The following is a 13,224-nucleotide window of genomic DNA, read 5'->3' as shown; positions in this document are numbered from 1 at the left end:
CAAGGTCTTCACAACCCCGCCGGGGGAACTGCACACGGCTGTCCGCGGACTCGATCCGACCGTGGGACGCTGCGAGTTCACGGCCGTCGTGGCCCCCACGGACCGCGGCGGGTCGACCACATCGACCCTCGTCAGCGGTCTCGAAGAACTTACGGAGTGCGAAGCCCTGGTGCCGGACGAACCGCTCGACCCCCGGGAAGACACACGCGGCTTGGTCGTATTCGGCGCCCGCGCCCTCAATGAGCCCATCGCCCGCGTCGGCAAGGGCGTCGCGTTGACGGCGGGTCCCGTCACCGGGAAACGGGTCTTCGGCACCGGTCCGGCGCGACCGCACAGGGCGGCGTCGGTGAGTCCGCGGACATGGCCATCGAGGTCTGCCGCGAGTTCCGGGAGGCCCTCAGCGAAGAGGTCCGCATCATCCGAGAGGGGGGCTGCCGATGCGGCCTGACGTCATCCCTTGGATGCTCACCGCGCCAGCTGCCGCCAAGGTCACCGAGGCCGCCAAAGCCGTCAAGGTCACCGAGGCCGCCAAGTCGCCCCGTACGGCCTCCCGCGTGCGCGCCGCCCGCGCGAGCAGGACCGTTGTCGCCGTCCCCCGCCTGCTGCCCCTGGCAGCCGGCACGCGGTCCCTGGGGACACGCGGTCGCCGGGTGACGTGCCAGGAGGAACTGCACACGTTCGCCGAGCGCCGTATCTCCCGGTGGACGCCGTTGTAGACCGAGAGCCGAGCTGCCTGCTCAGGGCACGCACAGGACCGAATGCCCCTCCTAGGACCCCGTTTTTCGTTGAGCGCCTCCCTAGGAGGCGCATTTCGTAGACAGCCCTCTCCAGGACACCGGTTTTCCTTCGGCGCCGGTCTCTCGGTGGAGCGGCCGGTTCCCCCGTCACCGGCCGCTCCAAGGCACCCGTTTTCCCGCACCGCCTTCTTCACAAGGACGTGAACGAACATGCCCAAGACCCTCAGACACGGGTCGCTGGCAGCCGCCGGCCTGCTTGTCCTCTCCTCGCTCACCGCCTGTGCCAATGACGTGACCGGATCGGCGTCCGCCGCCGACCAGGCGGACGGCAAGGGAGAGAAAGTCAAAATCATGGTCGGCGGCCTGGACAAGGTCATCTACCTGCCCGCGATGCTCACCGAGCGGCTCGGCTACTTCGATGACGAGGGCCTCGACGTGGAGTTGCTGGGCGAGCACGCCGGTGTGGAGGCGGAGACCGCGCTCGTCGCCGGGCAGGTGCAAGGAGCCGTCGGTTTCTACGACCACACCCTCGATCTGCAGGTCAAGGGCGAGGAAGTCCAGTCGGTGGTGCAGTTCTCGCACGCGCCCGGTGAGGTCCAGATCGTGTCCGACAAGGCGGCGACCGAGATCAGTTCACCGGAGGACTTCAAGGGCAAGAGGCTCGGCGTCACCGGCCTCGGCTCCTCGACCGACTTCCTCACCAAGTATCTCGCCGTCAAGAACGGTGTGTCCGTCAGCGAGTTCACGACCGTCGCGGTCGGCGCGGGAGAGAGCTTCATATCCGCGCTCAAGAAGGGGTCCATCGACGGCGGTATGACGACCGACCCGACCGTCGCCACGATCCTGGCGGAGAACAGCGGCAAGGTGATCCTCGACATGCGTACCCCGCAGGGCTCCGACGAGGCGCTCGGCGGCGCGTACCCGTCGTCCAGCCTCTACATGCAGACGGACTGGGTGAACGACAACAAGGAGACGGTCCAGAAGCTGGCCAACGCCTTGGTGAAGACCCTCAAGTGGATGGCCGGGCACAGCGCCAGTGAGATCGCCGACGAGATGCCGGACGACTACGCGAAGGGCAACGGGACGCTCTACGCCAGCGCGATCCAGAGCACCATGCCGATGTTCACCCAGGACGGTGTGATGCCCGCGGACGGTCCCAAGACCGTCGAGAAGGTCCTCAAGGCGTTCAACCCCGAGATCAAGAACGCCGACGTGGACCTCGACAGGACGTACACCACGGAGTTCGTGGACAACGTCGTGGACTGACCCGCCGACCGGTGTGGACCGAACCCCCGGACCAGCGGTCTTCCCCGACCGCGGGCTGAGCTCCTGTGTACTGCTGAACTCCCCTGACAGCCGTACACAGGCGGGTGCGGTCGCTTCCCCCGTACCGCGGTCGTGTCCTCAGGCGCGGGTCGCCCAGACGTAACGGTGCTCCGGGCGGCCCGCGTCACCGTATTTGAGGGTCAGCGTGGCCCGTCCCGTGCGTTCCAGGAGCTTCAGATAGCGCTGGGCGGTCTGGCGGCTCAGTCCGGTCCGGTCGGCGGTCTCCTGGGCCGACAGAGGGCCTTCAGCGGTCATCAGCGCCCGGCGTACGGCCTCCGCGGTGGTGGGGGAGTGCCCTTTGGGCAGACCGGGCTCCGAGCCCGCCGAAAGGGCGCCGAAGATGCGGTCGACCTCGGCCTGTTCGGCCTCGCCGCCGCCGTCGAGGGTGCGGCGCAGGTCCGCGTACGCCTCCAGCTTGGCGCGCAGTCCGGCGAAGGCGAACGGTTTCACCAGGTACTGGAGCGCGCCCTGTCGCATCGCCGCCTGGACCGTGGAGACGTCACGGGCCGCGGTCACCATGATCACGTCTGCCTGGTGGCCGCGTCTGCGCATCTCCTGGACGACCGCGAGGCCCGTCTCGTCCGGCAGATAGTGGTCGAGAAGGACCAGGTCCAGCCGGGGCAGCGTCTCCAGTTGCCGCAGTGCCTCCGCCGCGGAGTGTGCCTCGCCCGCGACATGGAAGCCCGCGACCTTCTCCACGTAGGCGGCGTTGACCCGGGCGACCCGGATGTCGTCGTCCACGACCAGTACCTCGATCATCGCGACTCCTCTTTGACGGTCGTGGCGGCACTCTTCAGTACGAGGCCGGGCGTGGGCTCCGGAGCGAGACCCGGCTCCGCCAGTGCCTCCGGCAGCACGATGACGAACTCGGCGCCTCCGCCGTCCGCCTCCGAGACCCGGGCGCTGCCACCTTGCCGCTCGGCGAGCCTGCGCACCAGGGAGAGACCGATCCCGCGCTTTCGGTGGGCCGGGGGCTTCTTGGTGGACCACCCGTCCGTGAAGATCAACTCCCGTTGTTCGGCAGGAATTCCAGGACCTGTGTCCCGCACCCTCAGGACCGCCGTACGCCCTTCCGCGCGCAATTCGACCTCCACGCGCGCGTGGAGGGTGCCCGCGGCGGCGTCGAGCGCGTTGTCGACGAGGTTCCCGACGATCGTGACCAGCCCCCTGGGGTCGATCAACCGGTCCGGGAACAGTGTCGTGTCCGAGATCCACAGGGCCACTCCGCGCTCCGCCGCGACGGTGGCCTTGCCCACCAGGAGGGCGGCGAGCAACGGGTCATGGATCTTCTCCGTGACCTGTTCCGCGGTCGCCCTGTGGTCACCGACCACCTCGCCGACGAACTCCACCGCGTCGTCGTACATCTCCAGTTCCAGCAGCCCGAGCAGCGTGTGCATGCGGTTGGCGTGTTCGTGGTCCTGGGCGCGCAGGGCGTCGATCAGGCCGCGGGTGGAGTCGAGTTCGCGGCCCAGCTGCTCCAGTTCGGTGCGGTCGCGCAGGGTGGCCACGGCACCGCCGTCGTCGGTGGGCATGCGGTTGGCGACCAGGACACGCTGACCGCGGACGGTGAGCAGATCGGTTCCGGTGACGGTCCCGGCCAGTACATCGGTCGTACGGCCCTCTCCGAGCGCGGTGTCGAGAGGCTGCCCGACGGCCTCGTCGCCGATCCCCAGCAGGCGCCGGGCCTCGTCATTGAGGAGCCGGATCCTGCCCTCGCGGTCCAGCGCGACGACGCCCTCCCTGATGCCGTGCAGCATCGCCTCGCGCTCCGCAAGGAGGCCGGCGATGTCCGAGAAGGCCAGGTCACGGGTCTGCCGTTGCACCCGCCGTGAGATCAGATAGGCGGCCAGCGCGCCGACGGCCAGGGCTCCTCCGGCGTACGCGAAGAGCCCGGGGATCGCGTGGATGAGGCGGGCACGCACGCTGTCGTACTCGATGCCGACCGAGACCGCGCCGACGATCCGGCCGTCGGTGTCGCGCAACGGCACCTTGCCGCGCGCCGAGCGGCCCAGGGTGCCGCTGTCGATCTCCATGACCTCCCGGCCGGACAGGGCGGACCTCGGATCGGTCGAGACGTGCCCGCCGATCTCGGCGGGGTTCGTGTGCGACCAGCGGGTGCCGCGGACGTTCATCACGACGACGTACTCGGCCCCGCTGGCCTTGCGGATCCGCTCCGCCTCGGCCTGCACGGGCCCGTCGGCCGAGGCCGGTGTCGACTTCAGCTCCTCGGCGAGCCTCGGCTGCGCCGCCGTGGTCTGCGCGATCGCGAGAGCTCGGCGCATCGCCTGGTCGTCCAGCTGTTCGCTCAGCGGAGCGAGGAACAGCCCGGTCGCGAGGACGGCGACCCCGGCGGCGATCGCCACCTGCATCAGCAGCACCTGCGAGAACATCCGCTTCGGCATGCCCAGGCGGAGTCGTCGAGGGGGAGTGGGGCTCATGCCTACGACGGTACGGGGAGGGGCGCGCGGTGCCGTAGGGGGTGTGGCGTGGATCTCGTTCGGAAGGGGCGGTCAGTGGGAAGCGGGGCGCGCGGCAGCCGTAACGGACAGCTCGCGCACCGCCATCACGTCCATCCGGGCCGGAGAGCCGAGAGCCGAGCCGCAGCTCTCCGGGCGGGGCGGCAGGGCCGCGCCCCGGGCGACCGTGACGAGCCAGTGGCGGCCGTCGGTGTGGGCGACCGTCACCTCCCAGCGGGGCGCCGAACCCTCCGTACGGACGACGCTCAGAGCGCCCGCGGCGTCCTCGTGGGCCGCCGTGCGCACGGCCAGTTCGGCGGCCTGCCCGGGACGTTCCCAGGCGGAGCTCCCGCGGCATCCTTCGGTGACGACACGGCCCTCGCGTACGCCCTGGAGGATCTCCTTGACGGCATGGGCCTCGGCTCGCCCGTACGCGTATCCGAACGGCAGTACGAGGAGGGTGGGGGAGAAGCGGTGGCCCCCCAGGTGCGTGACCTCCCAGATGCCGTCCACTCCGGAGGCGGCGAGTTCGGCGGCGAGAGGACGGCCCAGTAGGGCGCAGCAGCGGTCGCGCTTGCCGTTCGTGCACACGAGCGCGAGCGGGTCGCCGGTGTGCGGGGCGCCGTCGAGGGTCGTGTCGAAGGTCCCGGGCAGGCCCTCGCCCAGCTCGGAGAAGTCAAGTTCGAGCAGTCGTTCGGGGGCAGACGTGGTGGCCTTGTGCAGCCATACGTTTCCCGGGGTGATGTGGGCCGCGTACACCTGGCGCTCGGCGACCGTGTGGCAGTCGGCGTGGCGGCCCGGGCGCCGGATCAGCGCGATACGCACGCCGGTGCCCTCGGCGGCCCGGTCCAGCGCTCGGCCCAGTGCGGGGTCCAGGTGGCTCGATGTCAGCGCTTGGGCGCCCCAGGGGCCGGGCTGTTCGACCAGCAGCCACGTCCTCGCGGTGGCGGCGGTCCCCGCGAGGGGCTCCTCCAGGTCCCGTGAGACCTTCGCGCACGTACTCACAGAGGTGAGCCTAACCTGACTTGGCCGGGGTGACTTCCGGGGCGGGTGGTGTCACTGCTCCGGAAGTGGCTGAGGGGGCCGCGGGCCTACGTAGTGTCCGCTCGGGCGCATGCGCAGCGGGGCCTCGTCGTACTCCTCCAGCACATGGGCGATCCAGCCGGCCGTGCGGGCCACGGCGAAGATCGTCTCGCCTGCTGAAGCGGGCATGCCGGACGAGGCCGTGAGGACGGCGAGGGCCAGGTCGACGTTGGCGTGCAGAGGCGCGTGGCGGGCCGTGGTGTCCACGATGTCGCGGGCCGCGGCCAGGGCGGGGGCGGCACGGGGGATCTCCTCCAGGAGGCCGAACAGCACGCGCGCGCGTGGGTCCTCGCCGGGGTAGACGCGGTGACCCAGCCCGGGGACGCGGCGCCCGGCCCGCAGCTCGTCCGCGACCACCGGGGCCGCCGTGCCCCTGTCCAGGACGTCGAGCAGCATCCGGTGCGCCAGGCCGCTGGCCGCTCCGTGCAAGGGGCCTTCGAGGACGCCGAGGCCCGCCGAGACGGCGGCGTAGGTGTGGGCGCGGGCCGAGGCGGCGACCCGGACCGCCAGTGTCGAGGCGGCCAGGTCGTGGTCGACGAGCAGCGCGAGCGCGGTGTCCAGGGCGCGCAGGGCCGCCTCGTCGGCTTCGCGGCCGCTGAGCCTGGCCCACAGGCGGTGCGCGAGTGAGTCGCCGTCCCGACGGTCGTGCGTCTTGGTCGGCAGGGCGGCGACGAGGGTGGGGATCAACGTGCGGGCCGTGCCGAGCACGGCCTGCTCGGAGAGGTCGAAGCGCAGCGGGTCGGCGGTCGCCGCGGCGATGGCCGCGACACGGAGCCGGTCGGTCGGGCCGGTGTGCTCGGGCAGCGCGTCGACGGCCCGACGGGCGACTGCGACGGATGCCTCCGGTGCCGTGAACGTGGCACCCGGGAGCAGGACGCCCGTCCACAGCCACTCGGCGACCTCTTCGTAGGAGTGGCGTACGGCCAGCTCGGTCGCGTCGACCCCCCGGAAGTAGTACCGGTCCTTGTCGATCAACGTGATCCGGGTGCGTACGGAGAGCTTGCCGGCGGCCGGTGAACTCTCGGCCGGCTCACGCCTGTTGCGACGCGCGAGCGCCTCCACCTCCTTGGTGTCGAAGGTGCTGCCCCGGCCGCCCGTGCTGCGGCTGCTGCTGAGCTGGCCGCGGCTCACATACGCGTACACCGTCTCGGGCTTCACTCCGAGCAGTTCGGCGGCTTCCTTGGTGCTGATCCGCCGCGCTCCGTACGCGAGGGCCGGTTCTTGATCCGTCATGAGCATCACCGTATCTGTGGAGTCGAGTATTGATTCAATCAATATTGACAGGGATTGAGTCAAGCATGGACAGTCAAATCAAGTCCAGGGAGGAAACATGCCGATCAACCGGGCCGCGACCGCCTCTGTCGACGTACCGCGAGGACTCGCGGGCGTCGTCGTCACCGACACCGTGCTGGGTGACGTCAGGGGGGTCGAGGGGTTCTATCACTACCGCCAGTACTCGGCCGTCGACCTCGCGCGGAACCGCAGCTTCGAGGACGTCTGGCATCTGCTGGTACACGGTGAACTGCCGGACGCGGCGCAGAGTTCCGCCTTTGCCGCGCGGACGGCGGAACTGCGGAAGCTGCCGGTGGAGGTGCGGGCCGTACTGCCCGCGATCGCCGCGGCCGGCGGGAGGTCAGGGGCGCTCGCCGGGATGCGGACCGCTTTGTCGCTGCTCGGTGCGGCGCGGGGGTTCCGGCCGGTGTACGACATTGACCCCGAGCAGCGTCGGGCGGACACGCTCGCCGCGTCGGCGGCTGTGCCGACGTTGTTGACGGCACTCCACCGGCTCGGGCAGGGCCTCGAACCGATCGAGCCGCGTGACGATCTGCCCTACGCCGCGAACTACCTCTACATGCTGACGGGTTCGGAGCCGGATCCGGAGCGGGCGCGGGCCGTCGAGCAGTACCTGATCTCCACCATTGACCATGGATTCAATGCATCAACATTCACCGCTCGGGTGATCACGTCGGCCGGGGCGGATGTGGCGGCCTGTCTCGTCGGTGCGGTGGGAGCCCTCTCCGGTCCGCTCCACGGTGGCGCCCCGAGTCGTGCCCTGGACACCCTCGACGCGATCGGGACTCCCGACCGCATCGACGCCTGGATCCGCGAACGTGTCCTCGCCGGCGACCGCATCATGGGCTTCGGTCACCCCGTCTACCGCACTGAGGACCCCCGTTCGCGCATGCTCCGCGGCATCGCCCAGCAGTTCGGCGGCCCCCTGGTCGACTTCGCGGTCGAGGTCGAACGCCACGTGGAGGCGATCCTCGCGGAGCTCAAGCCCGGCCGGGAACTCCACACGAACGTGGAGTTCTACGCGGGCGTCGTCATGGAACTCTGCGGCCTGCCGCGCGAGATGTTCACGCCGACCTTCGCCGCGGCCCGCGTCGTCGGCTGGAGCGCCAACATCCTTGAACAGGCAGAGGATCCGAAGATCATCCGCCCGGCGGCGCGGTATGTGGGGCCGGGGGCGCCGGTTGCGGTGCCTGCCATGACCTGACATACCGACGGCCCGACGTCGCGTGAGGCAGTGTCGGGCCGTTCGGGAGCCGGGCTCAGGCGTCGGGAATATCGGCCTTGGCCTGGATGAGAGTCTCGCGAGTGATGACAACGATGCGCTCGTAGTCGGCGCGTGAGGCATCGGAGGGGAGGCCGGGGTCGAGTGAGTCTGTGGCGTCCGTGCCGATGACCGCGAAGTTGCCATCGGCCAATTCGAAGATGTCGGGACAGTTGGCTCCACTCACGCTGCCCCGAGCGCGCGGAGATGCACCGATCCGACGGATGATGTGACTCACTGTTGATTCCCTCTGGTTCTCACGTCTGAAGAGCTTGCGCACAACGGCTGCGGGCAGGAAGGCGCCCTGTGGGTGCGCTCGTCCGTCCGGCGGTGTGAGCAACGGTCTTGTGGAGTCGCTCGACACGATCAGGCGTGAGTCAACCCCAGTGACGCCTGAGACAACTGGGAATGTCACCTGTTCGTTATGGGCCGAGGGTGTGATTTCCGCGCCACCGGGCGCGAGCCGGACGGCGCGAGACCGCGGACACCGCAGTGCGCGAGGGTCACGAATCCGGCGGTTCGCCGACAACCCACCACTCTTCCGTGTCCGACTCCTCCAGTTGGATGAGGAGTTCGTCCACCATGCGTCCGAACTCGGCTTCGTCCGAGTCCTCGGCGATGGTCGCCCGTTGATGCCGGGTTGCGTGCCAGTAGTCGCGAACGATGGGGTTCTGCAGGATTCCTCTGATGTACCCGAAGAACTCTTCGCGGCTGATGTTGCCGATCCGGTAGTAGAAGAGCGCGTTCGTGTAGAGAACGTTGGCAAAGAGGTACTGGCGCCGCTGTTTGGGCGATACGGGTGCCTCGTAGAGGTCCAGGACTTCGGACAGGTCGGGGTCGTCGATGGCCTTGCTCAGCAACTCCCAGTGAAGACGCTGCTGATTGGCCAGATTGGCGTGCCGCTGGGTGTGCGCGGCCTGTTCCACGCGCTCCAGGCGTGTTCGCAGGAGCTCGAGCGCGTGACGGTGCGCGGTCATGTTGACGAGGATCCCCGCCACCATGCCGATGCCGGCCGCCGCGGCGCAACCCAGTCCGTGTATCCCAAACTTCCGTGTGGCCATGTCAACCCCCGAGTCAGGCGACCGTCCGCCGGTCGTCGGTGCGGTTCGTCGGTGCGGGTCGACGGGGAGCAGACCGGCGAGCGGTGGGCGGCGCGCTTGCCGTCTCCCAGGGTGCCGAGCGGCTCTGATCGGCGGGGAGGCGGAGAGGAGGCGCACGGAGGGAAGCGCGGGTCGCGCAACTCGGCGCCATGCCAGACGTGTGCCCCGCGAGCGCCGCTAACAATCGTTCACTCCGAGGGCTTTCCACCGGCTCGTATCCTGGTTCGGCATTCGTCTACCGTCATGAGAGCCGGTCCGTGAGCCGGTGTACGCATAGGTGAGAGAGGTCGCGCGTTGAGTCAGGCGAGCCCCCAGCAGATCCCGGTCGTCGTCCTCGCCGGCTTCCTGGGCTCCGGCAAGACCACCCTGCTCAACCATCTCCTGCACCGCAGCGGTGGCAGCCGAATCGGGGCGATCGTCAATGATTTCGGTGCCATCGAGATCGATGCGATGGCCGTGGCCGGGGCGCTCGGCGACTCCACCGTCTCACTGGGCAACGGGTGTCTGTGCTGTGCGGTGGACGCCAGTGAGCTCGACGTCTTCCTGGACCGGCTCACTCAGCCCGCCGTCCGGATCGACGTCATCGTCATCGAGGCGAGCGGACTGGCCGAGCCCCAGGAGCTGGTCAAGATGCTCCTGGCCAGCGAGAATCCGCGCATCGTCTACGGCGGCCTCGTGGAGGTCGTCGACGCCGCGGAGTTCGACGCCACCCGCCGGAAGCATCCCGAGATCGACCGGCACCTCGCCATCGCGGATCTGGTCGTCGTCAACAAGGCGGACCGTGCGCCGGATCCCGACCGTGTGATCGGCCTCGTACGGTCCCTCGCAGACCGTTCCGCCGTCGTCGTGTCCGCCTCGTACGGGCGGATCGACCCCGAGATGCTCTTCGACCGCAGGCCCACGGAGGAGCGCATCGGGCAGCTCTCCTTCGACGACCTGCACCGGCACGAGGAGGGTGAGCCCGACGGCCGTCCCGAGCCGCACGGCCTTCCCGACCCCAGTGACCATCACGGCCATCTGCACTCCGCCTACGAGTCCGTCGCCTTCACCTCCGAAGTGCCCCTCAGCCCCCGGCGGTTGATGGACTTCCTCGACAGCAGGTCCGAGGGTCTCTACCGCATCAAGGGGTACGTCGACTTCGGAGCCGCCGACCCCCGCAACCGGTACGCCGTGCACGCCGTCGGCCGTTTCCTGCGTTTCTACCCGGAGCCCTGGGCCCCGGGCGAGCGCCTCAGCCAGCTCGTCCTCATCGGCTCGGGCATCGACGCCCCCGCCCTCGGCAAGGAACTGGAGGCGTGCAAAGAGGACGCCCCACACGCCGACGAGCACGGCATGTGGGGCGTCCTCCGCTACGTACAGGAGTGGGAGCAGGAGCCGGAGGCGGCGCAGGACCCGGACGGTCGGGCTCAAGGCGCCGACCTGCCGGGTGCCTACGACGTCTAGACCGGGCCCGCCACCACCGAAACCGTCTTCGCCAGTGAGACGCCCGAGCCGTCCCGGCGCGGGTCCATCTCGGGCAGCTCCGCGGGCGTGCCGTCCTTCTGCGCGGCCCGGGCTGGCGCGGGACCCGCCCACGCGAGGCTCAGGCAGTCCTCGCCCTTGAGGAACCGCTGGCAGCGAACGCCGCCCGTGGCGCGGCCCTTGCGCGGGTACTGGTCGAACGGCGTCAGCTTGGCCGTCGTCTGGACCGAGTCGTCCAGCGTGCCGCGCGAGCCCGCCACCGTGAACACCACCGCGTCCACCGCCGGGTCCACCGCCGTGAACGAGATCACCTTGGTGTTGTCCGTGAGCTTGATGCCCGTCATACCGCCCGCGGGCCGGCCCTGTGGCCGGACCTGGGAGGCCTGGTAGCGCAGCAACTGGGCGTCGTCGGTGATGAAGATCAGGTCCTCCTCGCCCGTGCGCAGCTCGGCCGCGCCGACGATCCGGTCACCTTCCTTGAGCGTGATGACCTCCAGCTCCTCCTTGTTGGAGGGATAGTCGGGCACCACACGCTTGACGACACCCTGCTGCGTGCCGAGCGCGAGCCCCGGCGAGGACTCGTCGAGCGTCATCAGACACACGATGTCCTCGTCGCCCTCCAGGGTCAGGAACTCCGAGACCGGCGCGCCTCCCGAGAGGTTGGGCGCCGCCGTGGTGTCGGGCAGCTGCGGAAGGTCGATGACGTTGATCCGCAGCAGCCGGCCTGCGGACGTGACCGCGCCGATCTCGCCCTGTGCCGTCGCCGGGACGGCGGAGAGGATCAGGTCGTGCTTGGCGCGCTTGCCGTCGCTCTCCCCGAAGGGGTCACCGTTGGCCGTACGCGCGAGGAGCTTCGTCGACGACAGGAGCACGCGGCACGGGTCGTCGGCCACCTGGAGCGGCACGGTCGCGGCGGCGGAACCGGCGGACTCCAGCAGGACCGTACGCCGCTCGGTGCCGAACTTCTTGGATACCGCGGCCAGTTCGGACGACACCAGCTTGCGCAGCTCGGAGTCCGACTCCAGGATGCCGGTCAGCTCGTCGATCTCGCCGTTGAGCCGGTCGCGCTCGGTCTCCAGCTCGATGCGGTCGAACCTGGTGAGCCGGCGCAGCGGCGTGTCCAGGATGTACTGCGTCTGGATCTCGCTCAGCGAGAAGTGCTCGATCAGGCGCTGCTTGGCCTGGGCCGAGTTGTCGCTGGAGCGGATGAGACGGATGACCTCGTCGATGTCCAGCAGGGCGACGAGCAGGCCCTCGACCAGGTGCAGCCGGTCGCGCTTCTTGGTGCGGCGGAACTCGCTGCGGCGGCGCACGACCTCGAAGCGGTGGTCGAGGTACACCTCCAGGAGTTCCTTGAGGCCCAGCGTGAGCGGCTGGCCGTCCACCAGTGCCACGTTGTTGATGCCGAAGGACTCCTCCATCGGCGTCAGTTTGTAGAGCTGCTCCAGGACGGCCTCCGGCACGAAGCCGTTCTTGATCTCGATGACCAGGCGCAGGCCGTGCGTACGGTCGGTGAGGTCCTTGACGTCCGCGATGCCCTGCAGCTTCTTCGAGCCGACCAGGTCCTTGATCTTGGCGATCACCTTCTCCGGGCCGACGGTGAACGGCAGCTCGGTGACGACGATGCCCTTGCGGCGCGCTGTCACGTTCTCCACGGCCACCGTCGCGCGGATCTTGAAGGTGCCGCGGCCCGTCTCGTACGCGTCCCTGATGCCGGTGAGGCCCACGATGCGGCCGCCCGTGGGCAGGTCGGGGCCCGGGACGTGCTTCATGAGCGTCTCGAGATCGGCGCCGGGGTGGCGGATCAGGTGACGGGCGGCGGCGATGACCTCACCGAGGTTGTGCGGCGCCATGTTCGTCGCCATGCCGACCGCGATGCCCGACGAGCCGTTGACCAGGAGGTTCGGATAGGCGGCCGGGAGGACCGACGGCTCCTGCTCCTGACCGTCGTAGTTCGGGGAGAAGCCGACCGTGTTCTCGTCGATCGACTCCGTCATCAGGGAGGTCGCGTCGGCCATCCGCGCCTCGGTGTACCGCATGGCGGCCGGCGGGTCGTCGTTGCCCAGCGAACCGAAGTTGCCGTGGCCGTCGACCAGGGGCAGGCGCATGGAGAAGGGCTGGGCCAGCCGGACCAGGGCGTCGTAGATCGACGCGTCACCGTGGGGGTGGAGCTTACCCATGACCTCGCCGACGACGCGGGCGCACTTCACATAGCCGCGGTCGGGGCGAAGCCCCATCTCGTTCATCTGGTAGACGATGCGGCGATGCACCGGCTTGAGGCCGTCGCGGGCGTCCGGCAGGGCTCGGGAGTAGATGACCGAGTACGCGTACTCGAGGAAGGAGCCCTGCATCTCGTCGACGACGTCGATGTCGAGGATGCGCTCCTCGAAGTCGTCTGGCGGCGGGGTCTTCGTGCTGCGGCGGGCCATCGCTGCTGCGACTCCTTCACAGTCTCTGCCGGGGCATGAACGGGTTCTGACGGGCTCCATTGTGGACCGGCCCACTGA

At 69.5% G+C, this 13,224-nt stretch carries 11 protein-coding genes; 4 read left to right on the top strand and 7 right to left on the bottom strand.

The window, feature by feature from the left end; translation table 11 throughout:
* The first annotated feature begins 461 nt into the window (after positions 1-461).
* A complete protein-coding gene (locus ACH4YP_RS14770; RefSeq protein ID WP_398490777.1) occupies positions 462-716 on the top strand; it encodes a hypothetical protein in 255 nt (84 codons plus the stop codon).
* Positions 717-947: 231 nt separating this feature from the next.
* Positions 948-2,003, top strand: a complete 1,056-nt coding sequence (locus ACH4YP_RS14765; protein ID WP_361055381.1) for an ABC transporter substrate-binding protein — start codon at positions 948-950, stop codon at positions 2,001-2,003.
* Between the two features lie 138 nt (positions 2,004-2,141).
* Here the strand turns inward: ACH4YP_RS14765 and ACH4YP_RS14760 are convergent, their stop codons facing one another.
* The 4 genes from ACH4YP_RS14760 to ACH4YP_RS14745 form a co-directional block, all read right to left on the bottom strand.
* A complete protein-coding gene (locus ACH4YP_RS14760; RefSeq protein WP_361055378.1) occupies positions 2,142-2,822 on the bottom strand; it encodes a response regulator in 681 nt (226 codons plus the stop codon).
* Positions 2,819-4,501 (bottom strand): ATP-binding protein, encoded by a 1,683-nt coding sequence (locus ACH4YP_RS14755; RefSeq protein ID WP_398490776.1) that lies wholly within the window; start codon positions 4,499-4,501, stop codon positions 2,819-2,821. The genes ACH4YP_RS14760 and ACH4YP_RS14755 overlap by 4 nt, the downstream gene beginning before the upstream one ends.
* Positions 4,502-4,573: 72 nt before the next feature.
* The gene (locus ACH4YP_RS14750) at positions 4,574-5,524 is read right to left on the bottom strand and encodes a sucrase ferredoxin (protein ID WP_398490775.1); all 951 of its coding nucleotides are present in this window, start codon (positions 5,522-5,524) and stop codon (positions 4,574-4,576) included.
* A gap of 51 nt (positions 5,525-5,575) precedes the next feature.
* On the bottom strand, positions 5,576-6,835 hold the full coding sequence (locus ACH4YP_RS14745) for a citrate synthase (protein ID WP_398490774.1): 1,260 nt from the start codon (positions 6,833-6,835) through the stop codon (positions 5,576-5,578).
* Between the two features lie 97 nt (positions 6,836-6,932).
* Between ACH4YP_RS14745 and ACH4YP_RS14740 the strand changes: the two genes are divergently transcribed.
* Positions 6,933-8,099, top strand: a complete 1,167-nt coding sequence (locus tag ACH4YP_RS14740; RefSeq protein ID WP_398490773.1) for a citrate synthase — start codon at positions 6,933-6,935, stop codon at positions 8,097-8,099.
* A 55-nt stretch (positions 8,100-8,154) separates the two neighbouring features.
* Here the strand turns inward: ACH4YP_RS14740 and ACH4YP_RS14735 are convergent, their stop codons facing one another.
* On the bottom strand, positions 8,155-8,394 hold the full coding sequence (locus tag ACH4YP_RS14735; RefSeq protein WP_361055363.1) for a hypothetical protein: 240 nt from the start codon (positions 8,392-8,394) through the stop codon (positions 8,155-8,157).
* A gap of 265 nt (positions 8,395-8,659) precedes the next feature.
* Entirely contained in the window at positions 8,660-9,217 is a 558-nt protein-coding gene (locus tag ACH4YP_RS14730; RefSeq protein WP_361055360.1) for a DUF6082 family protein, read from the bottom strand.
* Positions 9,218-9,550: 333 nt separating this feature from the next.
* Between ACH4YP_RS14730 and ACH4YP_RS14725 the strand changes: the two genes are divergently transcribed.
* On the top strand, positions 9,551-10,699 hold the full coding sequence (locus ACH4YP_RS14725) for a CobW family GTP-binding protein (RefSeq protein ID WP_398490772.1): 1,149 nt from the start codon (positions 9,551-9,553) through the stop codon (positions 10,697-10,699).
* Here ACH4YP_RS14725 and ACH4YP_RS14720 read toward each other — a convergent pair.
* Positions 10,696-13,146 (bottom strand): DNA topoisomerase (ATP-hydrolyzing) subunit A, encoded by a 2,451-nt coding sequence (locus tag ACH4YP_RS14720; protein ID WP_398490771.1) that lies wholly within the window; start codon positions 13,144-13,146, stop codon positions 10,696-10,698. The two genes, ACH4YP_RS14725 and ACH4YP_RS14720, sit on opposite strands and share 4 nt — an antisense overlap.
* Positions 13,147-13,224 lie beyond the last annotated feature (78 nt).

The organism is Streptomyces sp. NPDC020747 (assembly GCF_044334695.1).
GTDB lineage: Bacteria > Actinomycetota > Actinomycetes > Streptomycetales > Streptomycetaceae > Streptomyces.
Note: the sequence above shows the minus strand (reverse complement) of the source record. Positions and strands in the feature narration are given on the sequence as shown.

Bases quoted from the DNA above. Each gene is read 5' to 3' on its own strand.
- ACH4YP_RS14765 (WP_361055381.1), top strand. From the start codon at position 948: ATGCCCAAGACCCTCAGACACGGGTCGCTGGCAGCCGCCGGCCTGCTT.
- ACH4YP_RS14755 (WP_398490776.1), bottom strand. From the start codon at position 4,501: ATGAGCCCCACTCCCCCTCGACGACTCCGCCTGGGCATGCCGAAGCGG.
- ACH4YP_RS14720 (WP_398490771.1), bottom strand. From the start codon at position 13,146: ATGGCCCGCCGCAGCACGAAGACCCCGCCGCCAGACGACTTCGAGGAG.
- ACH4YP_RS14740 (WP_398490773.1), top strand. From the start codon at position 6,933: ATGCCGATCAACCGGGCCGCGACCGCCTCTGTCGACGTACCGCGAGGA.
- ACH4YP_RS14745 (WP_398490774.1), bottom strand. From the start codon at position 6,835: ATGACGGATCAAGAACCGGCCCTCGCGTACGGAGCGCGGCGGATCAGC.
- ACH4YP_RS14730 (WP_361055360.1), bottom strand. From the start codon at position 9,217: ATGGCCACACGGAAGTTTGGGATACACGGACTGGGTTGCGCCGCGGCG.
- ACH4YP_RS14760 (WP_361055378.1), bottom strand. From the start codon at position 2,822: ATGATCGAGGTACTGGTCGTGGACGACGACATCCGGGTCGCCCGGGTC.
- ACH4YP_RS14770 (WP_398490777.1), top strand. From the start codon at position 462: ATGCTCACCGCGCCAGCTGCCGCCAAGGTCACCGAGGCCGCCAAAGCC.